Source organism: Methylobacterium gnaphalii (assembly GCF_007992215.1).
Taxonomy (GTDB): Bacteria; Pseudomonadota; Alphaproteobacteria; order Rhizobiales; family Beijerinckiaceae; genus Methylobacterium; species Methylobacterium gnaphalii.
The window spans coordinates 74,327-97,172 of the sequence record NZ_BJZV01000009.1 but is presented as its reverse complement, the minus strand read 5'-3'; the positions used below and the strand labels follow the sequence as shown (position 1 = coordinate 97,172).

General features: G+C 67.6%; 19 protein-coding genes. 7 read left to right on the top strand and 12 right to left on the bottom strand.

Annotated elements, in window-relative coordinates:
* Positions 1-13: 13 nt before the first annotated feature.
* Positions 14-715 (top strand): guanitoxin biosynthesis heme-dependent pre-guanitoxin N-hydroxylase GntA, encoded by a 702-nt coding sequence (gene gntA / locus MGN01_RS10330; protein WP_147046525.1) that lies wholly within the window; start codon positions 14-16, stop codon positions 713-715.
* Positions 705-1,334 carry a DUF1989 domain-containing protein gene (locus MGN01_RS10325; RefSeq protein ID WP_147046524.1) on the top strand — a complete coding sequence of 210 codons (630 nt, stop codon included), beginning with the start codon at positions 705-707 and terminating at the stop codon, positions 1,332-1,334. The genes gntA and MGN01_RS10325 overlap by 11 nt, the downstream gene beginning before the upstream one ends.
* Positions 1,335-1,441: 107 nt before the next feature.
* Here the strand turns inward: MGN01_RS10325 and thiL are convergent, their stop codons facing one another.
* The 3 genes from thiL to ribH are packed head-to-tail and all read right to left on the bottom strand — an operon-like array spanning position 1,442 to position 3,398.
* A complete protein-coding gene (thiL, locus tag MGN01_RS10320) occupies positions 1,442-2,422 on the bottom strand; it encodes a thiamine-phosphate kinase (protein WP_147046523.1) in 981 nt (326 codons plus the stop codon).
* Positions 2,419-2,907, bottom strand: a complete 489-nt coding sequence (gene nusB / locus MGN01_RS10315) for a transcription antitermination factor NusB (RefSeq protein WP_147046522.1) — start codon at positions 2,905-2,907, stop codon at positions 2,419-2,421. Before nusB ends, thiL begins: the two co-directional genes overlap by 4 nt.
* The gene (ribH, locus tag MGN01_RS10310) at positions 2,904-3,398 is read right to left on the bottom strand and encodes a 6,7-dimethyl-8-ribityllumazine synthase (RefSeq protein ID WP_147046521.1); all 495 of its coding nucleotides are present in this window, start codon (positions 3,396-3,398) and stop codon (positions 2,904-2,906) included. Before ribH ends, nusB begins: the two co-directional genes overlap by 4 nt.
* 383 nt (positions 3,399-3,781) lie before the next feature.
* Between ribH and MGN01_RS10305 the strand changes: the two genes are divergently transcribed.
* The gene (locus MGN01_RS10305) at positions 3,782-4,147 is read left to right on the top strand and encodes a YciI family protein (RefSeq protein WP_147046520.1); all 366 of its coding nucleotides are present in this window, start codon (positions 3,782-3,784) and stop codon (positions 4,145-4,147) included.
* A gap of 7 nt (positions 4,148-4,154) precedes the next feature.
* On the opposite strand, the gene MGN01_RS10300 is transcribed toward MGN01_RS10305, so the two are convergent.
* The 6 genes from MGN01_RS10300 to MGN01_RS10275 form a co-directional block, all read right to left on the bottom strand.
* Positions 4,155-4,793, bottom strand: coding sequence for a riboflavin synthase (locus tag MGN01_RS10300; protein ID WP_147046519.1), 639 nt, complete (start codon positions 4,791-4,793; stop codon positions 4,155-4,157).
* 3 nt (positions 4,794-4,796) lie between these two features.
* Positions 4,797-5,906, bottom strand: coding sequence for a bifunctional diaminohydroxyphosphoribosylaminopyrimidine deaminase/5-amino-6-(5-phosphoribosylamino)uracil reductase RibD (gene ribD / locus MGN01_RS10295; protein WP_348529917.1), 1,110 nt, complete (start codon positions 5,904-5,906; stop codon positions 4,797-4,799).
* The gene (gene nrdR, locus MGN01_RS10290; protein ID WP_147046518.1) at positions 5,903-6,433 is read right to left on the bottom strand and encodes a transcriptional regulator NrdR; all 531 of its coding nucleotides are present in this window, start codon (positions 6,431-6,433) and stop codon (positions 5,903-5,905) included. The genes ribD and nrdR overlap by 4 nt, the downstream gene beginning before the upstream one ends.
* Positions 6,434-6,536: 103 nt before the next feature.
* A complete protein-coding gene (gene glyA / locus MGN01_RS10285) occupies positions 6,537-7,838 on the bottom strand; it encodes a serine hydroxymethyltransferase (RefSeq protein ID WP_147046517.1) in 1,302 nt (433 codons plus the stop codon).
* Between the two features lie 247 nt (positions 7,839-8,085).
* A complete protein-coding gene (locus MGN01_RS10280) occupies positions 8,086-8,541 on the bottom strand; it encodes a DMT family transporter (protein ID WP_306437172.1) in 456 nt (151 codons plus the stop codon).
* 114 nt (positions 8,542-8,655) lie between these two features.
* The gene (locus MGN01_RS10275) at positions 8,656-9,972 is read right to left on the bottom strand and encodes a L,D-transpeptidase family protein (RefSeq protein WP_147046516.1); all 1,317 of its coding nucleotides are present in this window, start codon (positions 9,970-9,972) and stop codon (positions 8,656-8,658) included.
* Between the two features lie 295 nt (positions 9,973-10,267).
* On the opposite strand from MGN01_RS10275, the gene MGN01_RS10270 reads away from it, so the two are divergent.
* Together MGN01_RS10270 and MGN01_RS10265 are read left to right on the top strand one after the other, a co-directional pair.
* Complete coding sequence (locus MGN01_RS10270) at positions 10,268-11,260, top strand: copper chaperone PCu(A)C domain-containing protein (protein WP_147046515.1); 993 nt, start codon at positions 10,268-10,270, stop codon at positions 11,258-11,260.
* Between the two features lie 98 nt (positions 11,261-11,358).
* A complete protein-coding gene (locus MGN01_RS10265; RefSeq protein ID WP_147046514.1) occupies positions 11,359-12,333 on the top strand; it encodes an alginate O-acetyltransferase AlgX-related protein in 975 nt (324 codons plus the stop codon).
* A gap of 136 nt (positions 12,334-12,469) precedes the next feature.
* On the opposite strand, the gene MGN01_RS10260 is transcribed toward MGN01_RS10265, so the two are convergent.
* Both MGN01_RS10260 and MGN01_RS10255 read right to left on the bottom strand, forming a co-directional pair.
* Positions 12,470-14,890 carry a penicillin-binding protein 1A gene (locus MGN01_RS10260; protein ID WP_147046513.1) on the bottom strand — a complete coding sequence of 807 codons (2,421 nt, stop codon included), beginning with the start codon at positions 14,888-14,890 and terminating at the stop codon, positions 12,470-12,472.
* Between the two features lie 190 nt (positions 14,891-15,080).
* Positions 15,081-16,367: an N-acetylmuramoyl-L-alanine amidase gene (locus tag MGN01_RS10255; protein WP_147046512.1), complete on the bottom strand. Its 1,287-nt coding sequence runs from the start codon at positions 16,365-16,367 to the stop codon at positions 15,081-15,083.
* A gap of 725 nt (positions 16,368-17,092) precedes the next feature.
* Between MGN01_RS10255 and MGN01_RS10250 the strand changes: the two genes are divergently transcribed.
* Together MGN01_RS10250 and MGN01_RS10245 are read left to right on the top strand one after the other, a co-directional pair.
* A complete protein-coding gene (locus tag MGN01_RS10250; protein ID WP_147046511.1) occupies positions 17,093-20,020 on the top strand; it encodes an Rne/Rng family ribonuclease in 2,928 nt (975 codons plus the stop codon).
* A 371-nt stretch (positions 20,021-20,391) separates the two neighbouring features.
* On the top strand, positions 20,392-21,663 hold the full coding sequence (locus MGN01_RS10245) for a methyl-accepting chemotaxis protein (RefSeq protein WP_147046510.1): 1,272 nt from the start codon (positions 20,392-20,394) through the stop codon (positions 21,661-21,663).
* A 9-nt stretch (positions 21,664-21,672) separates the two neighbouring features.
* On the opposite strand, the gene MGN01_RS10240 is transcribed toward MGN01_RS10245, so the two are convergent.
* Positions 21,673-22,839, bottom strand: coding sequence for a pyridoxal phosphate-dependent aminotransferase (locus MGN01_RS10240; protein ID WP_147046509.1), 1,167 nt, complete (start codon positions 22,837-22,839; stop codon positions 21,673-21,675).
* Positions 22,840-22,846: the final 7 nt, after the last annotated feature.

The window sequence follows — 22,846 nt, the reverse complement described above, 5'->3', positions numbered from 1 at the left end:
GCAACGGACCTCAATGCAGTTCCCCCGCGACGACCACGACCATGCGCGCGCACGCGAGTTTCGGGAGTTCATAGGCAGTCGGCCCTTCCCCTGTGTCGGCGCGAAATCCGCGGCCGCCAAGGGACGCATGAAGATCGTGGTGGCGCGCGACATCACTTCCGGTTGGGACGACATGCGGATCTACCCGGCGCTGCTCGCCTTCATCGCGCGCTACCGTCGTGATCCGGCGCTCTTTCAGAGCTTCGTCGTGGTGTTCGAGGGGCCGGACGATCTCTCCGAGGAGGCTTTCGAGCACCACCTCTGGACGCGCGCGCAATCCCTGTCGGACAAGGATTCCTGGCTCGGCCAGCCCCTCGATGAGCGGGTGAATGCCGACCCTGAAAATCCGCATTTCTCACTGAGTTTTGGCGGCGAGGGCTTCTTCATCGTCGGGCTGCATCCGCGTGCCAGCCGTCCGGCGCGGCGCTTCTCCTCCCCTGCCCTCGTCTTCAACCTGCATGCGCAGTTCGAGCAGCTTCGCGAGGAGGGCCGCTACGAGACCCTGCGCAGCTCGATCCTCAAGCGGGATGAGGCGCTCGCCGGGTCGATCAACCCGATGCTGGCCCGCCACGGCGAGGCTTCCGAGGCGCGCCAGTATAGCGGACGCGTCGTCGACGAATCCTGGAAATGCCCCTTTCAAGGGCGCGTCAAGGAAATGGCTCTCAATGACCGCTGAGTGCCACCATCACGAGATCCCGCCGCGCTCTGGCACGGCCTTCACCCTTGATCGGGGAGACCGGCTCACGGTGATCGACCCGCGGGGCGAGCAGGTCGCCGACCTCCTCGCCTATAACCGGCACGATATCGGGGAGGTGATCTCGTCAGGGCGCACGCTCGATTACGCGAGCCGGATCTACCTGACGACGGGCGACCCGCTCTACTCCAACCGGTCGAACGTGCTGCTGCGCATCATCGAGGACACGGTGGGGCGCCACGATTTCCTGCTCACGCCGTGCTCTGCCGACACCTTCCGCATCATCTACGGAGACACCAACCCGCATCGCGGCTGCTTCGGCAACCTCGCCGCGGCGCTCGCGCCCTACGGGATCGAGCCGGACGCGATCCCGGTGGCCTTCAACTGCTTCATGAACGTGCCAATCGACGCGACGACCGGCGCGCTTACGGTTGAGCCGCCGCTGAGCCGGGCCGGTGACCGCATTGTGTTCGAGGCAGAGACGGATCTGATCATCGGGCTGACGGCCTGCTCGGCGCTTCAGTCGAACGGCGGCAGCTTCAAGCCGATTCATTATGAGATCGCGCGAGCCGGTTCGGCCTTGCTGCCTGCCAATTCCTAATCCCACATTCAGGGACGCGGGGCGAAACAGGGAAACCGTCCGCTGTGACGCAACGAGGCTCGTCATGAATCCCGGGTTCTCGCTAGCGGCGAGCCCCCGGACGACGGTCAGAAGTGGCTGAACGACGCGCGCTCGAACGGCTGCACGTTGCCATCTTGGCGCAAGAACAGCGCGGGCCCCTCCCCGGCTTCGACGGTACCGATCTCCGCGATCGCTACGCCGGCCTCTCGGGCTTCGGCAAGGAAGGCATCTGAGCCCTCGGGTGGCACGGCGCAGAGCACTTCGTAATCGTCGCCGCCGGTGAGTGCGGTAGCGAGCAGCGAAGGGTCGATGCGAAGTGCTTGCCGGGCCGCAGCCGAGAGCGGCACGTCGGCGATCCGCACCCGCGCGGTGATCCTTCCACCCAACATCTTGGCGAGATCGCCGGCGAGACCGTCGGAGACGTCCATCGCCGCGCGGGCATGCCGTCTTAGGGCGGGGGCGAGCGCGAGGCGAGGCTGCGGATGGCGGTAGCGGTCGATCAGGACGGCTCGGCTCTCGGGATCGAGGGAGGGTGCACCTGCCCCCTGCAGGACGAGTCCCAGAGCCGCATCGCCGATCGTGCCGGTGACGTAGAGGCGGTCGCCGGGCTGCGCGCCCTGTCGGCGCACCATCGCACCCATAGGCACCTCGCCGAAGGCAGTCACGGAGAGCAGCATTGGTCCGCCCGAGCGGACGGTGTCGCCGCCGAGCAGCGGGCAACCGAAGGCCGCGCTCGCCTCGCGAAGGCCCTCGACGAAGTTGGCGAGCCAGTCCTCGGTCCAGTCGCCGGGTAGAGCCAGGGTGAGCAGGAATCCGCGCGGGTTCGCGCCCTTCGCCGCGAGGTCGGACAGGTTCACTCCGAGCACCTTGCGGGCGATGGAGGCCGGCGGATCGCCGGGGAAGTAGTGGATGCCGGCGACGACGGCATCGACGGTGACCACAAGGTCATGGCCTGGGCTCGGTGTCAGACTCGCCGCGTCGTCGCGAAGCCCCTCGGCGCCGGGGCCGGCCAGCGGCGCGAAATAGCGCGCGATCAGCGCCTCTTCGCCAGGGCGGTCCGCCGTCACCCCTGGCGGCCGGCGGGCATGGCCAGCTCCTCGGCGCGCACGTCGCGGGCGACGCGGTCGAGAACGCCGTTGACGAGGCCGGGCTCGTCGCCCTCGTAGAAGCTGTGTGCGACGTCGACGTATTCGGAGATGGCCGAGCGGGCCGGTACGTCGCGCCGGAACATCAGTTCGTAGGCACCGGCGCGCAGGATGGCGCGCAGAACCGCCTCGATGCGCTTCAGCGGCCAACCCTTGACCAGCGCCTTGTCGAGCACCGGATCGATAGCGCGCTGCTGGTCGACGGTCCCGCGCAGCAGGTCGCGGAAAAACGTGGCATCAGCGGGCGGATGGGTGATGCCCTCGACCTCGCTGCCGATCCAGAATGCCTCGAACTCGGCCAGCGCCTCTAATGTGCCCTTGCCCGAGATCTCCATCTCGTAGAGCGCCTGCACGACCGCAAGGCGGGCGCCGCTGCGCTCGGACTTCGTCTGCGGAACCTTACTCATCGAGCCTGCTCCGCAGCCTGGCGCTTCAGGGCAAGCACGGCGAGTGCCGCGCGCGCCGCCCCGCCGCCCTTGTCCATCTCCTCGCGCCGCGCGCGGGCCATGGCCTGCTCGTGGTTTTCGACGGTGAGGATGCCGTTGCCGAGTGGCAGGCGCTCAGCGACTGAGAGGTCCATGAGGCCGCGTGCGCTCTCGTTGGCGACGGTGTCGTAATGGCTGGTCTCGCCGCGGATCACGCAGCCGAGCGCCACCACGGCGTCGTACGGCCGCTCGGCGCGCTTGGCGGAATCGACCAGGATCGCAATGGCAGCTGGCAGCTCCAGCGCGCCCGGCACGGTGACGAGCGTGGCTTGAGCGCCGGCCTCGTCGAGGGCGTGGCGGGCGCCGTCGAGCAGGGCGTCGGCAACGTCATCGTAGAAGCGCGCCTCGATGACGAGGACGCGGGCGCCGTCGGAATCGATCGGCGCGGACGCCTCGCGGCGGTGAGAAACCATGGAACCGTGATCCGAAGGAAGAAGCGGTGCAACCTCGCGAGCCGTTACAGGCCTTGTCGCGGTGTTTGGGACGCCGCGAGCGTTAGCCCGGAACGGGCCGGAGCGGCAAGGCAAGCGGATGCGAGGCTGATGTGCTCGCGCTTCACGCGACCTTGGCAAAGGAAGCACCCGCGCATGCGGCGCTCGCAGACGACGAGATTGGCCCGCGCGCGGTCGCGCAGGGGAATTTCTAGGACCGGGCAGAGCAACTCGGCCGAGCCCGCCGATTTCATCAAGCCCACAGCGATGCCGAAAAAGATTCGAATCAGTTGTCGGCCTCACTCGCAACGGCACGTCTTCAAGCTGAGGCCAGCGCGGCTTCGAGGGATGTTTGGGAGGCAGCGATGCGCGTGATGGTTCTGGTGAAGGCGACCGCGGAGAGCGAGACGGGTCAACTGCCCAGCAAGGAGCTGCTCTCGGCAATGGGGGCGTATAACGAGGAGCTGAAAGCCGCCGGCATCCTGATCACGGCCGACGGCCTGAAGCCCTCCTCGCAGGGTAAGCGCGTCGCCTTCGACGGCACGGGCCGCGCCGTGATCGACGGTCCCTTCGCCGAGACGAAGGAGCTCGTCGCGGGATTCTGGCTGTGGGAGGTCAAGGACATGGACGAGGCGGTGGCCTGGGTGAAGCGGTGCCCCAATCCGATGCCCGGCCCAAGCGAGATCGAGATCCGTCCGCTCTACGAGATGTTGGACTTCGCCAACCTCTGACGTAGCATCAGGCGCCCGTGCCGTTTCGCGCATCCGTGAGCCGCGCGGCGTAGCGGGCGATCAGATCGACCTCGAGGTTCACCTGATCGGCGGCAACGCGCTCGCCCCATGTGGTTACCGAGAGCGAGTGCGGGATCAGCAGCACCGAAAAGAGATCGCCTTCCACCGTGTTGACAGTCAGCGAGGTGCCGTCGAGGCAGACCGAGCCCTTCGCCGCGATGAAAGGCGAGAGCGTATCCGGGGCGCGCAGGGTGAAGCGGGTGCTTGCCCCCCAGGGGCCGTCGCTGCCCGTCACCTCCTCGCGCGCCACGATCTCGGCGATGCCATCGATATGGCCGGTGACAAGATGGCCGCCGAGTTCGTCGCCGATCTTGAGGGAGCGCTCCAGGTTGATCCGGCGGCCCTCCTGCCAGGTGCCGAGCGTGGTGCACGCAAGCGTCTCGGCGGCGGCGTCCACGGAGAAGCGACAGCCCACGCCGTGAGCCTCGACGGCGACCGCGGTCAGGCAGGGGCCAGAGCAGGCGATTGAGGCGCCGAGTGCGATCGTTGCCGGGTCGTAGGCGGATTCGATGACCAGGCGCCGCAGCCTCTCGTCCCCCTCTACGGAGACGATGCGGCCGACGTCGCTGATCAGACCAGTGAACACGCGTCAGGCGCTCCGCTCATAGGTGGTGGCACGATCCGGTCCCAACATCAGGGACTCGATCTCGTGCAGGTGGCGTTCGGCGAGCGCCTTGTCCAGATACGGGCCGATCGCCGGCAGGCCGCCCGGGCCGATCGCCGTCGGACCAGTGAAGACGGTCAGCACGTCGACGAGGTCGGCCTCGGCCAAGGCGTCGGCGAGGCTCGGTCCGCCCTCGCTGCACAACCGCGTGATCCCCCGCTCGGCGAGAGCGGCGAGCGCCGCATGGAGATCGACTCGGCCGTTGGCGCCGGAATCGACGCAGACGACCTCGACCCCGAAGGAGGCGAGCATTCGCTTGCTGTGGGCCGGTGCCTTGCGTGTGGTGATCACGAGCGTTGGCACCTCCCGTGCACCGCGTACCAGGCGATAGGCCGAGTTCAACCGCAGATCCGAATCGAGCACGATGCGCAGCGGCGAGCGATCTGCGAGGCCCGGCAGGCGTACGGTCAGCACAGGGTCGTCGGCCCGCACCGTACCGATCCCGACGAGAATTGCGTCAGCATGAGCTCGCCAGAGATGCACGGCGCCATCGGCGAGCGGCCCGGTGATGCGCAGGCGATCGCTGCTGGCATGGGCCGCGAAGCCGTCCTGGGTCCGGGCGAGCTTGAGGTGCAGGCTCGGCCTTCCTCGCGTGACGCGGCTGACGTGGCCACGATGGTCACGGGCGGCCTCGTCGCACAGCAGGCCCGTCTCGACCAAAATGCCCGCCTCCCGCAGCAGCGCATGCCCCCGCCCTGCGACGCGCGGATCAGGGTCCTCGAGCGCCGAGACGACGCGTGCAATTCCAGCCGCCGTGATCGCGTCCGTGCAGGGCGGCGTGCGTCCATGATGCGAGCAAGGCTCCAGGCCGACATAGAGCGTCGCGCCGCGAGCGAGGTCGCCGGCCATGGCAAGTGCCAGCGGTTCGCCATGAGGGCGTCCGCCCGGTGCGGTCAGGCCTTGCCCGATGATGATGCCGTCCTTGACGACGATGGCGCCGACGGAGGGGTTCGGCCATGTCCGGCCAAGATTGCGCCGGCCCAACGCGAGGGCGAGCCGCATGAAGCGCTGGTCGGCCGCCGCCTGCCCGCTCACGCCTCTGACTTCGCTGGTCGGCCGCGCTTGCGCGGGGATCCGGCCTTCTCGGGCGTGTCGCCGAAGGGCAGCGTCGCGTCGCCGGCAAGCGTGCCGAGCAGATCCTTGAAGTCCTGTGGCTCGGCGAAGTTCTTGTAGACCGAGGCGAAGCGCACATAGGCGACGTCGTCGAGGCCCTTCAGCCCCTCCATCACAGCCTCGCCGATCGCTTCACTCGTCACCTCGCTTTCGCCGCCGCTCTCGAACTGCCGGGTAATGCCGGAGATGAGCCGCTCGACGCGCTCGGGATCGACCGGCCGCTTGCGCAAGGCGACATCGATGGAGCGCTCCAGCTTGTCGCGGTCGAAAGGCACGCGCTTGCCGGAGCGCTTGAGCACAGTCAGCTCACGCAGTTGAACGCGCTCGAAGGTGGTGAAGCGCCCGCCGCAATCCGGGCAGACGCGGCGCCGGCGGATGGCGGCGGAATCCTCGCTGGGGCGCGAGTCCTTCACCTGGGTATCGGGGCCGCCGCAATAGGGACATCGCATCGGCTGGGTACACCTCGCTGACGCCAAAAAGAAACGGCCACGGATGTCGATCCGCGGCCGCTTCTAGCGTGGTGACGAAGGCGCTGAAAGGGCGCCCGCGCGACTAGTAGATCGGGAAACGCGCCGTCAGCGCGTGCACCTGCTCCTTGACCTTCGCCTCGATCGCCGAATCGCCGCCCTCGCCCTTCTCGACGAGACCGTCGAGCACTTCGACGATGAAGCCGCCGACCTGCTTGAACTCTGCGACGCCGAAGCCGCGCGAGGTCGAGGCCGGGGTACCGAGACGGATGCCCGAGGTGATGGTCGGCTTCTGCGGGTCGAACGGGATGCCGTTCTTATTGCAGGTGATGTCGGCGCGCGAGAGGGCAGCCTCTGCGGCCTTGCCGGTCAGGCCCTTGCCGGTGAGGTCGACGAGCATCAGGTGGTTGTCGGTGCCGCCCGAAGTGATGTGGTAGCCACCCGAGATCAGCGTCTCAGCCAGCGCCTTGGCGTTCTCGATCACCTGCTGCGCGTAGATCTTGAACTCGGGCTTGAGCGCCTCGCCGAAGGCGACTGCCTTGCCGGCGATGACGTGCATCAGCGGGCCGCCCTGCAGGCCGGGGAAGATCGCCGAGTTGAACTTCTTGGCGAGCGCCTCGTCGTTCGTGAGGATCATGCCGCCGCGCGGGCCGCGCAGCGTCTTGTGCGTCGTCGTGGTGGCGACATGCGCATGCGGGAACGGCGACGGATGCAGGCCCGCCGCGACGAGGCCGGCGAAGTGAGCCATGTCGACGAAGAAGTAGGCGCCGACGGAATCGGCGATCTCACGGAACCGCGCGAAATCCCAGTGACGCGGATAGCCCGAGCCGCCAGCGATGATGACCTTCGGCTTGTGCTCCTCGGCGAGCCTGGCGACCTCGTCCATGTCGATGCGCTGGTCCTCGCGGCGCACGCCGTAGGAGACCGGCTTGAACCACTTGCCCGAAACGTTCGGGGGAGCGCCGTGGGTGAGGTGGCCGCCAGCAGCGAGGTCGAGGCCGAGGAAGGTGTCGCCCGGCTGCATGAGCGCCATGAACACGCCCTGGTTCGCCTGGGAGCCGGAATTCGGCTGCACGTTAGCGAAGCCGCAATTGAACAGGCGCTTGGCCCGGTCGATGGCGAGGTTCTCGGCGACGTCGACGAACTGGCAGCCGCCGTAGTAGCGACGGCCCGGATAGCCCTCGGCGTACTTGTTGGTGAGCACCGAACCCTGGGCCTCGAGCACAGCGCGGGAAACGATGTTCTCCGAGGCGATCAGCTCGATCTCGTGCCGCTGACGGCCAAGTTCCTGTTCGAGCGCCTTCGCGAGCTCGGGATCGGTCTCCGTGACGTGGGCGGAGAAGAAGCGGCTGGTGGCGTCGTTGGCGGCTGCTGTACCGGCGCTCATGAAAATGGCCTCGTTTGCGTGTTCTTAGGGGTGTCGCGCACCCGTCGACCCGTGGGCGTTCACGGGGGGCGTTTCAGCCCGCCTTACTACACGCAGGTATGAGGCACGCCAACAGCAGGGGAATTTGCCGCGAGGCTCAAATTTTTTGACGATGGGCGTCGTCACCGGCTGAAGGCGCTGAGCTAAGTCCTTCCGAGCGTTCCATCGGCCCGCATAGCTCGCCGATCGGACCGGCCGTTACGCGTTCTCAGAAGACACAGATCAGCCCGACTCCGGCGACCATCAGAGAAGCGCCGATCAGGCGCGGCAAACCGACCTCCCGGATCGGCGCACCGAGTAGGCCGAAATGGTCGAAGGCGAGCGAGGTCAGGATCTGCCCGACCATGAACAGCGCGACAACGGTCGCGGCGCCGAGCCTCGGCAGCAGTAAGATGATCCCGATGATGTAGAGAGCCCCGAGGCAACCGCCGAACCACGCGAACCACGGTGCCCGGGTCACGACCTGGAGGGATGGGATCGGTTCCCGGATGGCGATGAGGACGAGGCTCAGCGCGAGGCCGCCGGCGAGGAAGTTCGTGAGACCTGCCCAGAAGGGCGAGCCGAGAGCACCCCTGAGATTGGCATTGGCTGCCTGCTGAAGCACGAAGGCGGCGCCCCCGAGGAGCGCAACAAGGTGCAGGCCGATCGCCACGATGGGTGCCAAGGCGGTGTTCTCTCCTGAATAGAATGAAGAAAGACCCACGCCTCCGTCGGGAGGCGCGGGTCTTTCGCGAAAGTCCGCGTGAGGCGCGTTGGCCTCGACGCCGCTATCGAACAATCAGTTCTCGTCGTCGAACTGCTCGAAGCGCTCGGGCTGGGTCGATGCGGCGCTGGCCACCGGGGTCGGCGCCTCGATGGTCGAGGGCACGTTCACGCCGTCGCGCTTGTAGATGTCGTCGCGGAACTGGACGGTGCCGTCCGGGGTCGCCCAGGCGGTGATGTAGGTCCAGTAGACCGGCACGGGCTGAGCCAGGGTCGCGTCGATGCGTTGGCCGCTTTCCACGGCCTGCTCGACATGGGCACGGTCCCAACCGGGCGTGTCCTTGAGAAGCCAGGTGATGTACTCGCGCACATTCTGAAGGCGCACGCAGCCCGAGGAGATGAAGCGGAAGTCGTCGCCGAACACGCCGCGCGAGTTCGTGTCGTGCATGAACACGCCGTAGGGGTTCGGGATGTTGATGCGCACGACGCCCATCGAGTTGAAGTCGGCGCCCGAATCCTGGCGGTAGCGGTACTGCGTGCCTTCGTTCGAATTCCAGTTCACCGAGCGCGGCGAGATCTCGGTCTCGCCGCGGAAGATGCGGATCTTGTTGTCGGTGAGGTAGTTCGGGTCCTTCTGCATCTTGGGGATGAGGTCCTTCTTCACGATGGAAGCCGGGACCGTCCAGAAGGGGTTGAAATTGATCTGCGTCGCCTTGGTGTTCATGATCGGCGACTGGCGGTCGATCTTGCCGACGCCGGCAGCGTGGATCGTCACGACCTGACCGTTCTCGACCGTCTGGACTAGGGCGGCGGGCAGGTTGGTGATCACGAAGCGGTGGCCGAGATCGCCCGAATAGGAGCGCAGGCGGATCAGGTTGGTCTCGAGCTGGCGCAGGCGGATATCGGCCGGGACGTTCATGGCGGCTTGCGTCGCCGGGCTCATCTGACCGGTCTGGCTGAGGCCGTGGCGGGCCTGGAAGCGCTTCACGCCGGCCGCGACGTAGGAATCATAGATGACGCCAGACCCGGCCTGCGCGTCGAGGTCGCCGGTGGCGATCAGGCGCTGGCGCAGGGCTCCAACCGCCGCGCCGCGCGAGCCGATCCGCAGGCTTGCGGCACCGGAGACTGGCTGCCAGCCGCCGCGGGAGACGATGCTGCGATACTTCTCGATCACCTGCTCGGTCGCGGCGATCGTCTGCGGCGACAGGATCGGGGTCGAGGAGCGGCGGACCTGCATCGTCTGCGGCGCGGCGTAGTCCTGGGCCCACTCAGCCTGCCCAGCATCCTCACGCGCGGAGGCCGGCGAGACGAGCGGGAGCAGCAGCGCGGAGCCGGCCAGCAGGGCGCTGGCCAGACGGAGGGCGGGGCGGGTGGTGATGACCTGGTTCAGCATCGATCCAATGCTCTGATCCGGTTGAGAGGGCGGAGATACGGAGCCGGCCTGACTTGATACGCGCCGGAATTCGCCTGCCGTCCCTAATGTCGGGCTCAGGTTAAAAACGCATGATCACCGGGCCATATTGTGGCGCTTCACACCTTGGCCGTGTGTTGGCGCACGTGAACTTGATTGCGGGGCGACTTGCGGCCCGCAGGCAACAGTAAGGCGCACGGCTCCCGGAGGATTTGGCGGTCCGGCAGGCGCGGGTTTAGATCACGCTGCTTCGTTCTTGGGACCTCGGACAGTCTTCATGTCGAACTGCCTTCGCCGCGCCCTTCTCCTTGCCACCTTGTCCCTGACGCTGTCCGCCTCCGCCGCGTTGGCCCACGCTGTCCTTGAGCGCAAGGAGGCCTCCCCGAACGCGGCCTATCGCGGCGTCGTCCAGATCATGCATGGCTGCGAGGGCAAGGCGACCACCCGCGTCACCGTGACGATTCCCGAAGGCGTAATCGGTGCGAAGCCGATGCCGAAGCCCGGCTGGCAACTTGCCACGACCAAGGGCAGCTACGCCAAGGCCTACCAGTCCTTCCACGGTAAGGTCTCCGAGGGTGTCACCGCGATCACCTGGAGCGGCGGCAGCCTCGGCGACGACGAGGTCGACGAGTTCACCTTCTTTGCTCGGATCTCGGACAACTTTGCGCCGGGTGCGACCGTCTATTTCCCGGTCGAGCAGGAATGTGCCGGTATGGGTGATAAGAGCGTTGTTGCCTGGGCGCAGGTGCCGCAGGCAGGACAGAACCCGCATGATCTCAAGACGCCCGCGCCCGGCGTGCGGATCGTCGCCGCAAAGGCAGCCGGCCATGCTGCCGTTTCGGCGGCTCCGACGAAGGCAGGTGATCTCGCAATCGAAACGCCGTGGCTGCGTGCCACTCCGGGCGGCGCCAAGGTGGCTGGCGGCTACGTCACCATCACCAATGTCGGCGCCGAACCCGATAGGCTTCTGAGCGCCTCGATTCCGCAATCCGGCCGCGGTGAGATCCACTCCATGACGATGGAGGGCGGCGTGATGAAGATGGCCCCCGTCGAGGGCGGTCTCGCGGTTCCTGCCGGCGGCAGCGTGGCGCTGAAGCCCGGTGGCCTCCACCTGATGTTCCTCGACCTGAAACAGGGGCTGAAGGCCGGGGAGTCGGTCCAGGGCACACTCGTCTTCGAGCGGGCAGGTCAGGTTCCGGTGACCTTCGCCGTCGCGCCGATCGGCGCGCAGGGGCCCGGCGGCTCCGCTCCGGGCGAACACCAGCACTGACGATTGGAACATGCCTGGCGCGAGCGGTTCCCTCCGGATCCGTGCCGGACATTGCCGTCGGCTTGGCCTCGGCTCCTTCTCCCGGCTAGACGGATTGGATGCTCGGCCCCCGACAGCAGGACAACCCCGAACCGCCCTCGCCTGTCGCCGAGATTCATGTCGGACGGGATGGCTGGCTCTTCCTCACGGGCGGCTCGAACCGTGTTCTCACGCAGTTCGGAAGACCGGGCATCGCGCGCGAGACTTTGTGGCTTTGGCGCAAGCACTTGGCTGACCGCTGCCGCCGCAGCCGCCGCCTCGGCGCCACCTACCTCCATGTGGTCGCGCCGGAGAAGCTGACGATCTACCACGACGCGGTGGACGGGCTGGTGTTCGATCCCGATCGGGCGCCGGCTCTACGGCTCAGGCGCTGGCTCTGGGGTTCGCCGGGCGCGCGGGCATTCGTCGACCTCGTCGGCCCGATGCGCGCCGCGCGCTGGCAGACGCCGCTCTACCGGCGCACCGACACGCATTGGACGTTCGAAGGCTGCGACCTCGCCTACCGCACGATCCTTGCCCGCCTCGGTGTCGCACCCCGCGACGATATCGCGGCGAGGCGGCTTCCACACAGCCTCCCCTATCTCGGCGACCTCGCCGCCAAGCTCTCGCCTGCGCCCGTGGAGACCGTTGAGGAATGCCGCTTCGAGACGCAGGCGCAGCGGATCTACGCCAACAGCCTGCTCGCGCATTTCGAGGCGCTCGGCCAGCCCAGGGAGGCGCATATCGGCGCGCACGCGATCTTCCGCAACGATGACCCGCAGGCCGATCCGCGCCGCGTCGTGCTGTTCGGCGATTCCTACTGCGAGCACGGCCCGATGTACGCCCTGGGTGTGCTCACACCCTTCCTCGCAGATACGTTCCGCGAGGTGCATTTCCTCTGGTCGACGAGCATCGACTGGGACTACGTCGCCAGCGTGCGTCCTGATTTCATCATCAGCGAGATTGCCGAGCGCTTCATGATCGAGCCACCGATCTACGGCATGCGGATTGACGCGCTGGCCGAGCTGGCGATGGCGCGCAAAGGGGCCGGTTGAGCGACTGCTCTACCTGACGCCGTCAGTCGATCCCCTTTGACTGAATGATCAAAAGATACCTGCAAATACTTGGGAAGAAATAAAAAAGAGAGGGCGATGGCCCTCTCTTGTGCGTACGGCGATTTGCCGGCGTAGCTCAGTAGACTCCGCCTGTCTGCACAGCGGCACCGGCTCCATCGGGCACCGCAGTCGGGGCGTCGGGTCGAGCGACATACGCGTCCGGAGGTGCGGTGCCCGGCTTGAAGGCCTCTAGGATGGTGCCCGCGCCGTCGCCTGCTCCAGCGCGAGCGCCAGAGCCCGCCGCGACGCGGATCAACTTGATGCCCGGCGGCACCCGGAAAGGGGTCGGCGGCTTGTCCTTGAGGGCGACCTTCAGGAAGTCGAGGGCGATCGGCGCGGCGAGGCCGCCACCCGTGGCGCGGTCGCCGAGCGAGCGCGGCTTGTCGAAGCCGAGATAGACGCCGACGGCGAGATCCGGCGAGAAGCCGACGAACCAGGCGTCCTTGGCGTCGTTCGTGGTACCCGTCTTGCCAGCGAGTGGCTTGCCGATCTGCTTCAGGATCGTCGCGGTGCCGCGCTGGACCACCCCCTCCATGATCGAGACCATCTGGTAGGCGGTCAGCGGGTCGAGCACCTGCTCGGATTCGTCGACGAGCTTCGGCTCGTCCTGGCCCGACCATTTCTCGGCCTCACAGCCGAGGCACTTGCGGTTGTCGTGCTTGTAGATGGTCTCGCCGGTGCGGTCCTGGATGCGGTCGATCAAGGTCGGCCGGATGCGGCGCCCGCCATTGGCGAGCATCGAGTAGGCCGTGACCATGCGCATGACCGTGGTCTCGCCGGCGCCGAGCGACATTGGCAGCACGGGCAGCAGGTCGTCGTAGACGCCGAAGCGGCGGGCATATTCCGCGATCAGCGGCATGCCGATGTCCTTGGCGAGCCGCACGGTCATCAGGTTCTTCGAGTGCTCGATACCGTAGCGCAGCGTATGCGGACCGCCGGACTTGCCGTCGTAGTTCGAGGGCGTCCAGGCCTCCTGGCCGGGGCCGGCCTCGATGGTGATCGGCGAATCCTGCACGATCGAGGAGGGTGTGTAGCCGTTGTCCAGCGCCGCCGAGTAGACGATCGGCTTGAAGGACGAGCCCGGCTGGCGCATCGCCTGGGTGGCGCGGTTGAACTCGGAATCGTCGTAAGAGAAGCCGCCGACCATGGCGTGCACGCGGCCCGTATAGGGGTCCATCGCAACGATGGCGCCTGAGATCTCAGGCTTCTGGCGCAGACGGAAACGGCCCTGGCCACCTTCGATGGCCTCGACATAGACGATGTCGCCCGGGCTGAGCGCCGCGGCGACGCTGCGGCCCGTCCATTTCACGCCTTCGGCACTGATGATGCCGGTCTCGCGGTCCTTGCTGACGACGCCACCGGGCTCGCGCTTCGGCTGAAGGCCGATCTGGGCGTTGCCGCCCTGGGTGCTGAGCACTACGGCGACGCGCCAGGGGGCGATGTCGTTGAGCAGCGGCACCTCGGAGACCGCAAGGCCCCAGTCCCGACCGGTCAGATCGACCTTGTGGGTGGCGCCGCGCCAGCCATGCGCCTGGTCGTAGCGCACGAGGCCGTCCACCAGGGCTTTGCGCGCCCAGGCCTGCATCTTCGGGTCGACGGTAGCGCGCACCGAGAGTCCGCCCTCGTAGAGCTTGGTCTCGCCGTAGCGCTCTGCGATCTCGCGGCGGACTTCTTCGGTGAAGTAGTTCGACACGGCCGCGTTCGGGAAGGCGACGCGCGGGTTGACGCCGAGCGGCCGCTTCTTGGCCTCGTCGGCTTCCTGAGCGGTGATGTACCCGTTCTGGGCCATCAGACCGATGATCTCGTTGCGGCGCGCCAGCGCCTGCTGGGTGCGGCGATAGGGGTGGTAGTTGTTCGGGCCCTTCGGCAGGGCGGCGAGGTAGGCCGCCTCGTTGATGGTCAGTTCGTGAACCGACTTGCCGAAATAGTCGAGCGAGGCCGCAGCGACGCCGTGCAGGTTGCGGCCGGGCACGATGGTGCCGAGGAAGATCTCGTTGAGATAGAGCTCGAGGATCTTGTCCTTCGAGTAGGTCGACTCGATCCGGAGGGCGATCAGCGCTTCCTTAATCTTGCGGTCGTAGGTCTGCTCAGCTGAGAGCAGGAAGTTCTTGGCGACCTGCTGCGTGATCGTCGAGGCGCCCTGCTTTTTACCCGAGGACGCATTGGTCACGAAGGCGCGCACGATGCCCTCGGGATCGATGCCGCCATGCTTGTAGAAGTTCTTGTCCTCGGCCGAGAGAAAGGCTGCGACGAGGATCTTCGGCATCGCCTGGATCGGCAGGTAGAGACGGCGCTCGTGGGCGTATTCCGCCAGCATCGAGCCGTCCGCGGCATGGACGCGGGTCATCACCGGCGGCTCGTAATTGGCGAGCGCGGCGTGGTCCGGCAGGTCCTGGCTGTACTTCCAGTAGAAGAACGCTCCGACCACGGCCGCGACCAGGAACAGCACGGTGCCGGCCGAGAACAGGATCCCGAAGAGCCGCAGGATGAATCGCATCCGGATGTCCGTTCCGTCGCTTGGCCGCCCGCCGACGGTCCCAGGGGGGCGGCGTCAGGACGATGCGGCCTCGAAAGGCTGTGGCGTCGGCGCGGTCGCGAGCCGTTCAGGCGGCCTCGGCCCGACCGGGCTCGTTCGGCCCCGTATCGACACTGGTTCTATGGTGAAACTGCGGCGGGCGTGACGGCTCTCAGCGCTGCCGCGGCATCCGTGCGCCGCGCGTCCCAAGGCCGAACGGCACCGAACCCGTGGTGCTCGGCGGTGCGCCGATCGGCTGTGCGGAGGTGGCGCGGCCGGCGAAGAACAGGTCGACGGCCTTGGCCATCGAGCCGGTGACGTCTGTGCGCCATTCCTCGGATTGCAGCTTCTCCAGGTCGCTTTTGCTCGACAGGTAGCCGAGTTCGACCAGGACCGAGGGCACGTCGGGCGAGCGCAGCACCACGAAGCCGGCCTCGCGATGCGGCTTCGAGCTCATCTCCATCACCGGTGAGAGCTGGCCCATCAGGCGATGCGCGAAGCTGGAGGAGAAGCCGCGCGTCTCGCGCAACGTCAGCTCCTGCAGAATGTCGCTGACGTCGGCCGGGCCGGTCGCCGAGTCGGTGCCGGCGGCGGCATCGGCCTTGTTCTCGCGCTCAGCGAGCCGGGCAGACTCGGTGTCGGTTGCCTTCTCGGAGCCCGTATAGATCGTGGCGCCCTTCACTTGCGGCGCCGCCGAGATCGAATCCGCGTGGATCGAGATGAACAGATCGGCCTTGGCCTCGCGGGCGACGCGGACGCGCTCGCCCAGAGGCACGAACACGTCGCGGTCGCGGGTCATGGTCACGCGGTAGCGGCCGGACGACCGCAGGCGCTCGGCCAGCGAGGTCGCGAAGCCGAAGACGATGTCCTTCTCCTGAACGCCGGTCTTGGCGATGGCGCCGGGATCGGTGCCGCCATGGCCCGCATCGACGACGACGAGCGGGCGGCTGTCGACGGCCTCGACCGGCGGCGCCTTGCGCAGGGACGGCGCGGGATCGCTTGCCACCGCCGCCTTGCGGAAGGCATCGCGCTCGGTGCGCCGGAAGGTGATCGAGAGCAGCGTTGCGCCGTCGCGCCGCGTCTTCGTCTCGACTCCATCGACCAACGCCGGTCCGGCGAGGTCGACGACGATGCGCGAGCGGCCCGGCGCGAACAGGCCGTAGCGGTAGGAGGTGACGACGCCCTCCCGCCGGGTGCCGGCCTCGGATGCGATCTGAAAGTTCACCTCGGGCAAATCGATCACCGCCCGGTCCGGCCGCTCCATCACGAAGGCGCGGGCCTCCACCGGCTTGGACAGGACGAGGGTCAGGGTGGTGGCGCCCCCCTGCGCGACGAGTTCCGCGGCGATCGCCACCGCGCTCATGCGGGCCTTGTCGTTGTCCTGCGCGCGCGCCGGCGCGCTGACAGCGAGGGCCAGCGCGAGCAGGACGGTCGAAACGGGGCGGGCGCGTAGCGGCATCGGCAGGCGTCGGGTTCCCGGGGCCTTTCCTCTAGGACATAGGACGAGCGTGGTTAATCGTATCTTTCCGCTCGGGCCTCTCGATGCAACCAAGCGTTGCTTCGCAGTGACAGAAACACGAAAGACGAGCTTGCGTTATCCGGCCCCGCGATCTGTTGGAATAACCAAGTTGTCGCAGCGGACTCTTGCCAAAAGCCCGTAACGAACGCTAATGAAACTGACCCCATCCGGTCCCGATGGTCACTGTTGCAGCCTTCGGACGCGGAAGCCCCCTCGTGCGCTGTCGCAGCCGGCTCCTCGTGTGATCTTCGGACATGTTTCGAGGCTGGATCGGAGTCGGCAAGCGCGACGAGCTTTTCTCTCGCCGCACCTGTTTCGAGTGACATGCGGCCGGCATGACCGGTCATCAAGCTTCGTGAGGCCGGAAGGGATGGGAGGACACACAGCATCGGTTGCCGTTGCTCGTGCTCCCCGCGCACGCCTGTTGCGTCGTGATTTCTCCTCTCTCCCGCCGGCCATGTTCAACCCCCGGTGCGCCGCTCGTCGGCGCCGTGCGGCGGTTGACGGCAATCCCCTTTCCCGCAGCCCCTCGCCCCAGAGCCCGCAGGTCTCGGCGACGAGCCCGGTTCGCGCCTTCCTAGTCTCGGCCCAGCGGCCGGGGAAGGCGCCACCGGGACGGCAAGGTCCAAGGAGTGTTCCGTCGGCCGCCATGTCGAAAGTTCGTCATGGCCAACACCAACAAGATGCTCATCGATGCGACGCATCCGGAGGAGACCCGGGTCGTCACGGTCCACGGTTCTAGGGTCGAGGAATTCGACTTCGAGTCCGCCAGTCGCAAACCTCTGCGCGGCAATATCTATCTCGCCAAAGTGACCCGGGTGGAGCCGTCGCTCCAGGCCGCCTTCGTCGAGTATGGCGGCAACCGTCACGGCTTCCTCGCCTTCAGCGAGATCCATCCAGACTACTACCAGATCCCGGTGGCCGACCGCCTCGCCCTGATCGAGGCGGAGAAGCAGGAAGAGGAAGAGCACCACGAGCGCGAGGAGCGCCGCTCGCGGGGCCGCCGTCATCGTGGGCACCGCGCCGAGGCCGCCTCCGCCAAGCCCGACGAGTCGGTGAGCGCCGAGGACGATCAGGCCCCCTCCGCCGAGGAGCGCACGGCCGAGGCCGCAGCGGCGGCCGAGACGATGTCCGACGATCCCACCGAGCCGGCCGATGAGGCGGTGTCGGCCGAGGCTGTGTCGGACCTGCCGGCGGCAGTGCTCGATCCCAGCACCCGTGGGGAAGAGGCCTCGGCCGACGCTCCGGCCGCCGAGACGACGCCTGAGCCCTCCGAGGTCGCGGCGATCTCAGAGGCGCCCCATCCCGCCCCCGTGGACGAGGCCGAGCCCGCGGTCGAGACCGCCGATGCGCCGGTCTCCTCTGACGAGCACACCTCCGACGAAGACGAGGAGTCGGACGACGACGACGACGAGGAGGAAGAGGACGAGTCCGACGAAGAGTCCGACGACGATGAGGATGATGAATCCGACGAGGATTCCGACGACGAGGACGGCGAGGCCCGCGTCGCCCAGGTCGGCGGCGCCGGCGATGCGATGGCCGAGCTCCCTGAGCGTCCCCGCGCCTACCGCCGCCACTACAAGATCCAGGAGGTGATCAAGCGCCGCCAGATCATCCTGGTCCAGGTCGTCAAGGAAGAGCGCGGCACCAAGGGCGCAGCGCTCACCACCTATCTGTCGCTCGCCGGCCGCTACTCGGTGCTGATGCCCAATACCGGTCGTGGCGGCGGTATCTCCCGCAAGATCACCTCGGCCGCAGACCGCAAGCGCCTCAAGGAGGTCGTGGCCGATCTCGATGTGCCGGAGGGGATGGGCATCATCCTGCGCACGGCCGGAGCCTCGCGCACCAAGCCCGAGATCAAGCGCGACTTCGAGTACCTGATGCGCCTGTGGGAGAGCGTGCGCGAGCTGACGCTGTCCTCCACCGCTCCTGCGCTGGTCTACGAGGAGGGCTCGCTGATCAAGCGGGCGATCCGCGACCTCTACAACAAGGAACTCGAAGAGGTGCTCGTCGCGGGTCCCGAGGCCTATCGCGAGGCCAAGGACTTCATGCGGATGCTGATGCCCGGCTCCTCCAAGGTCGTGAAGCCCTATTCCGACACGATACCGCTCTTCGCCCGATACGGGATCGAGCAGCAGCTTGACGCGATGTTCTCGACCCACGTCACGCTGAAGTCGGGCGGTTACCTCGTCATCAACCCAACCGAGGCCCTGGTCTCGGTGGACGTGAATTCGGGACGCGCCACCCGCGAGCACGATATCGAGGACACTGCGCTCAAGACGAACCTCGAGGCGGCCGACGAGGTCGCCCGCCAGGTTCGCCTGCGCGATCTCGCCGGCCTCGTTGTGATCGACTTCATCGACATGGAGGAGAAGCGCAACAACCGCGCCGTCGAGAAGCGCCTCAACGAGGCGCTGAAGAACGATCGCGCCCGCATCCAGGTCGGCCGGATCTCGCCCTTCGGCCTGCTCGAGATGAGCCGCCAGCGCATCCGCACCGGCGTGCTCGAATCCTCGTCGATCCCTTGCGCCCATTGCGGCGGCTCGGGAATGGTGCGCGCGGCCTCGTCCGTGGCGCTGCACATTCTGCGCTCGATCGAGGAGGCGCTCGTCAAGAGCAGCAGCCATAACCTCGTGCTGCGCACGCGCACCGAGGCCTGCCTCTACATCCTCAACCAGAAGCGCGCGCATCTCTACGAACTGGAAACGCGCTTCGGCGTCACCGTTACGGTCGCCGCCGACGATCGGCTTCCGGCGAGCTCGCCGTTCCAGCTCGATCGCGGCGATCTCGCCGTGAAGTCGGCAGCCCCGATCACCGGCGTGCGCGCCGTCGCCATCTCGCCGACCTACGAGGTCGATGAGGACGAGATCGAGGACGAGGTCACGGAGGACGCCGAGGGCGACGCCGAGACCGAGGCGAAGGACGGTGCCGAGAGCCGCGAGGCCGGTGGCGAGTCCAGCGACGAGAACGGCCGCCGCCGCCGCCGCCGTCGCCGTCGGCGTGGTGGCCGGGGAGGCTCGGAGAACGATCGCGCCCGCGCAGACGACGAGGGTGACGAGTCCGGCGAGGCCTCCGAGGATGCCGAGGCCGTCGCCGAAGAGGGTTCCGAGCTCACGGCCGGTGCCGAGGGCGAAGAGACCGTCTCCGATGGGGACAGTGAGAGCGAGGGTGAGGGTGAGGGCGCGCGCCGTCGCCGCCGGGGTCGCCGTGGTGGTCGCGGTCGCGAGCGCGGTGGCCGTGGCCGTTCCGAGCGGGATGATGAGAGCGCCTCCGACGAGCGCGAAACCGGTGAGGCGGTCGCCTTCACCGAGGAGCCGGTCAGCGCCGAGACAGTGATCGCCGTGGCTACCGAAGCAGCCCGGGAGACCGGTCCGGACGGCGCCGAGCCGCCCACGAAGGCCGAGGCCGCGGTTCAGGACGCCGTCGATCTCCCCGTGGAGTCCGCCCCGGTCGCGGAAACCGCTCCGGAGCCGGCACCTGCACCGCAGCCCCTGCCCGAGCCCGTCGCCGTGGCCTTGACGCCGGTCGATCCCAACCGGCCCAAGCGCGCCGGCTGGTGGTCGCGCACCAAGGCGGCCCTGACCGGCGAGTAATCGTCGATCGGCGAAGCCATTCGCCGACGAAGCCTTCATTCTGCGCGGACATGAAGACGCCGAGCCGACCCATCGGCTCGGCGTCTCTGCGTTGCAATCCGTGCGTCGCGAATGTCTGGTTGTGCCCTGTGGTTGCGGATGCAGCAGGAGGCTCGCGAACACTGTCGTCGAGATGGCCTAGAGCGCATTCGCAAAAATAACTTTATGTTATTGGAGCTGGCTGCAGTCGGTGTTGCATCTTGCAGCGCAGCATTGGACCAATATTGGTTTTTAGCTTGTCCGGGCCTGCGTTAACCTCGGATTTGCATCTGAGGACTAACGATGGACGTCGTCGAGCCGGTCCTGTCCGGCCGATGGGAGAAGCCATCATCATGCTCGGACGCTTCCGCAAGCCTCGCCTTATCACGGATGCTGCGGCCAATCCTGTATCTGCCCCGGCCGAGGAGCGCGCCTCGGTGCCGGCTCCCGCCGCCGAACCGGTTGCCCCCAAGATTGACCTTGATCTCCTGGCCCGCCAGGCCGGCATGGCAGCCGATGCTTCCGAGGCGGGCATGGCGATCGGCTGGCTGACCCACGACGCCGCGCAGATTGCCGACCAAGCCCGCACCATCGCTGCGGCGAGCGAGGAGGTTGCTGTCTCGACTGTCGAGATCGCCAGTCGCTCGCAGAACGCCGCGGCCACCGCGGAGCGCGCCCGCACCGGCATCGCCGATTGTGCCGGCGACATCGCCCAGGCTGGCGCCCGCATGAGCGCCATTGAAACCCATGCCGGCAAGATCGCCGGTTGTCTCGCCGCCTTCGAGCGCGCCGCGACCCAGATCGAAGAGATGGCGAGCGCCATTGCCGGGATCTCGGCTCAGACCAACTTGCTCGCCCTCAATGCCACCATCGAGGCGGCCCGCGCGGGTGAGGCCGGCCGCGGCTTCGCGGTGGTCGCTGGCGAGGTCAAGGCTCTGTCTGGCCAAACCGCCAAGGCGACGGAAGAGATCCGCACGCGGCTCGACGGCCTGCGCGGTGAGCTCGCTGCCATGCGCGACACCGTCACCCATACCCGTGAGGCCGTCGCGGCCGGTGCCGGCGCCGTCCAGCGCGCCAACCTCCGCGTCGAGGCCGAGAGTGGTGCCGTCGCCGAGGCCGCTGCCGAGATGCGGGCGATCGCCGACGTCATGAACCAGCAGCAGCAGGCGACCGGCGAGATCTCGTCGAGCGTCGAGCGCATCGCCGCCGGTACCGCGAAGGCACGCACCGAGATCTCCTCGGCGATCACCCGCCTCGTCGGCCTGGAAACCACCAGCCGCGCCCTGCTCGACGTCGATGCAGAGGATAAGTGCCCCATCCTGCGGGCTCGGCTGCCTGCCGATATCGCGGCCTGGAAGCGTGGCATGGCCTCCGTCCTCGTCGGGCTGTCGCCGGCTGATCTCTCCGTGGCGCAGCGTCCAGGCGCCGATGCGGCGGCGGAAGCAGGCCTCGACAGCGCCCTTCGCAACGTCCTGGGCGAGGCCGAACGTCAGGCCAAGCTCATGGTCGAACGCGTGAAGTTCCAGGACTGGAGCGTCGCCACGACCGCGTTCCAGGGCTTCGAGGCTGCCTGCGCCGAGGCGGTCCGTCTCTCGGGATCGTCCGCGACCTTGCGCGCTGCCTGAGCCGAGGCGTCAGCCGAGCCAGGCTCGCAGCCGCTTCACGGCTTCGACGCACTCCTCTCGCGATCCCGCGAACGAGAAGCGGACGTGATGGTGACCTTCGACGGGATCGAAATCGAGCCCGGGCGTGGCCGCCACGCCCGCCTCGTCCAGCATCCTGCGGCAGAACGCGGTGGCGTCATTCGTGAGCCGCCCGACATCCGCGTAGAGGTAGAAGGCACCGTCCACGGGATGCGTCTCGCCGAGTCCGAGGCCCGGCAGCGCGTCGAGCAGGATCGTGCGATTTTCGGCATAGCCGTCGCGGATTGCGCCGATCTCGTCGAGGGTGTCGAAGGCGGCGAGCGCGGCCACCTGCGACAGGTAGGGCGCCGAGATGTAGAGGTTCTGTGCCAGCCGCTCGATCGGGCGCACCAGGGCCTCGGGCACCACCATCCAGCCGATGCGCCAGCCGGTCATGCAGTAGAACTTCGAGAACGAGTTGATGATCACCGCGTCCGGTTCGAACTGCAGCGCGGTCGCCGTCGGCACGCCGTAGCTGAGGCCGTGATAGATCTCGTCCGAGATGAAGGGCAGGCGGAGCGCCTTCGCCGTCGCGCAGAGTTCGGCGAGGCGAGCCGGCTCGATCACCGTGCCTGACGGATTGGCCGGGCTCATCACCAGCACGCCGTCGAGCCCGCCCTGTCCATGGGCGTCGCGGATGAGGGCGCTCGTCGGCGCGAAGCGATCGGCTCGCTGAAGCGCCATCGGCACCGGCACGAGATCGAGGGCGGTGAGGATGCTGCGATAGGCAGGATAGCCGGGCTGCGGCACACCGACCCGCGCGCCCGCATCGAACAGGGAGAGAAAGGCGAGGATGAAGCCGGCCGACGAGCCCGTCGTGACGACGACGCGCTCCGGCGGAACCGCGACGCCGTAGGTCTCGGCATAGTGCCGAGCGATGCGCTCGCGCAAAGCCGGGATGCCGAGCGCCTCCGTGTAGGGCACGCGTCCATCGGCGAGCGCAGCCTGCGCCGCCGCGATCACCGCCCGCGGCGCCGGCGCCGAGGGTTGGCCGACCTCCATCCGGATCACGCTCGCGCCACTGCGCGCCTTGGCCGCTGCCGCCGCCATCACGTCCATGGCGAGGAAGGGGGCCACGGCCTGCGCGCGGCGGGAGATCGGCTCGAGTTGGCTCTTCATCGCGCTT

What these genes read in the sequence shown, in the direction of transcription:
- gntA (WP_147046525.1), top strand. Translation starts at nt 14, where the DNA reads ATGCAGTTCCCCCGCGACGACCACGACCATGCGCGCGCACGCGAGTTT.
- MGN01_RS10325 (WP_147046524.1), top strand. Translation starts at nt 705, where the DNA reads ATGACCGCTGAGTGCCACCATCACGAGATCCCGCCGCGCTCTGGCACG.
- nusB (WP_147046522.1), bottom strand. Translation starts at nt 2,907, where the DNA reads ATGAGTAAGGTTCCGCAGACGAAGTCCGAGCGCAGCGGCGCCCGCCTT.
- ribH (WP_147046521.1), bottom strand. Translation starts at nt 3,398, where the DNA reads ATGGTTTCTCACCGCCGCGAGGCGTCCGCGCCGATCGATTCCGACGGC.
- MGN01_RS10305 (WP_147046520.1), top strand. Translation starts at nt 3,782, where the DNA reads ATGCGCGTGATGGTTCTGGTGAAGGCGACCGCGGAGAGCGAGACGGGT.
- nrdR (WP_147046518.1), bottom strand. Translation starts at nt 6,433, where the DNA reads ATGCGATGTCCCTATTGCGGCGGCCCCGATACCCAGGTGAAGGACTCG.
- glyA (WP_147046517.1), bottom strand. Translation starts at nt 7,838, where the DNA reads ATGAGCGCCGGTACAGCAGCCGCCAACGACGCCACCAGCCGCTTCTTC.
- MGN01_RS10275 (WP_147046516.1), bottom strand. Translation starts at nt 9,972, where the DNA reads ATGCTGAACCAGGTCATCACCACCCGCCCCGCCCTCCGTCTGGCCAGC.
- MGN01_RS10270 (WP_147046515.1), top strand. Translation starts at nt 10,268, where the DNA reads ATGTCGAACTGCCTTCGCCGCGCCCTTCTCCTTGCCACCTTGTCCCTG.
- MGN01_RS10265 (WP_147046514.1), top strand. Translation starts at nt 11,359, where the DNA reads ATGCTCGGCCCCCGACAGCAGGACAACCCCGAACCGCCCTCGCCTGTC.
- MGN01_RS10260 (WP_147046513.1), bottom strand. Translation starts at nt 14,890, where the DNA reads ATGCGATTCATCCTGCGGCTCTTCGGGATCCTGTTCTCGGCCGGCACC.
- MGN01_RS10255 (WP_147046512.1), bottom strand. Translation starts at nt 16,367, where the DNA reads ATGCCGCTACGCGCCCGCCCCGTTTCGACCGTCCTGCTCGCGCTGGCC.
- MGN01_RS10250 (WP_147046511.1), top strand. Translation starts at nt 17,093, where the DNA reads ATGGCCAACACCAACAAGATGCTCATCGATGCGACGCATCCGGAGGAG.
- MGN01_RS10245 (WP_147046510.1), top strand. Translation starts at nt 20,392, where the DNA reads ATGCTCGGACGCTTCCGCAAGCCTCGCCTTATCACGGATGCTGCGGCC.
- MGN01_RS10240 (WP_147046509.1), bottom strand. Translation starts at nt 22,839, where the DNA reads ATGAAGAGCCAACTCGAGCCGATCTCCCGCCGCGCGCAGGCCGTGGCC.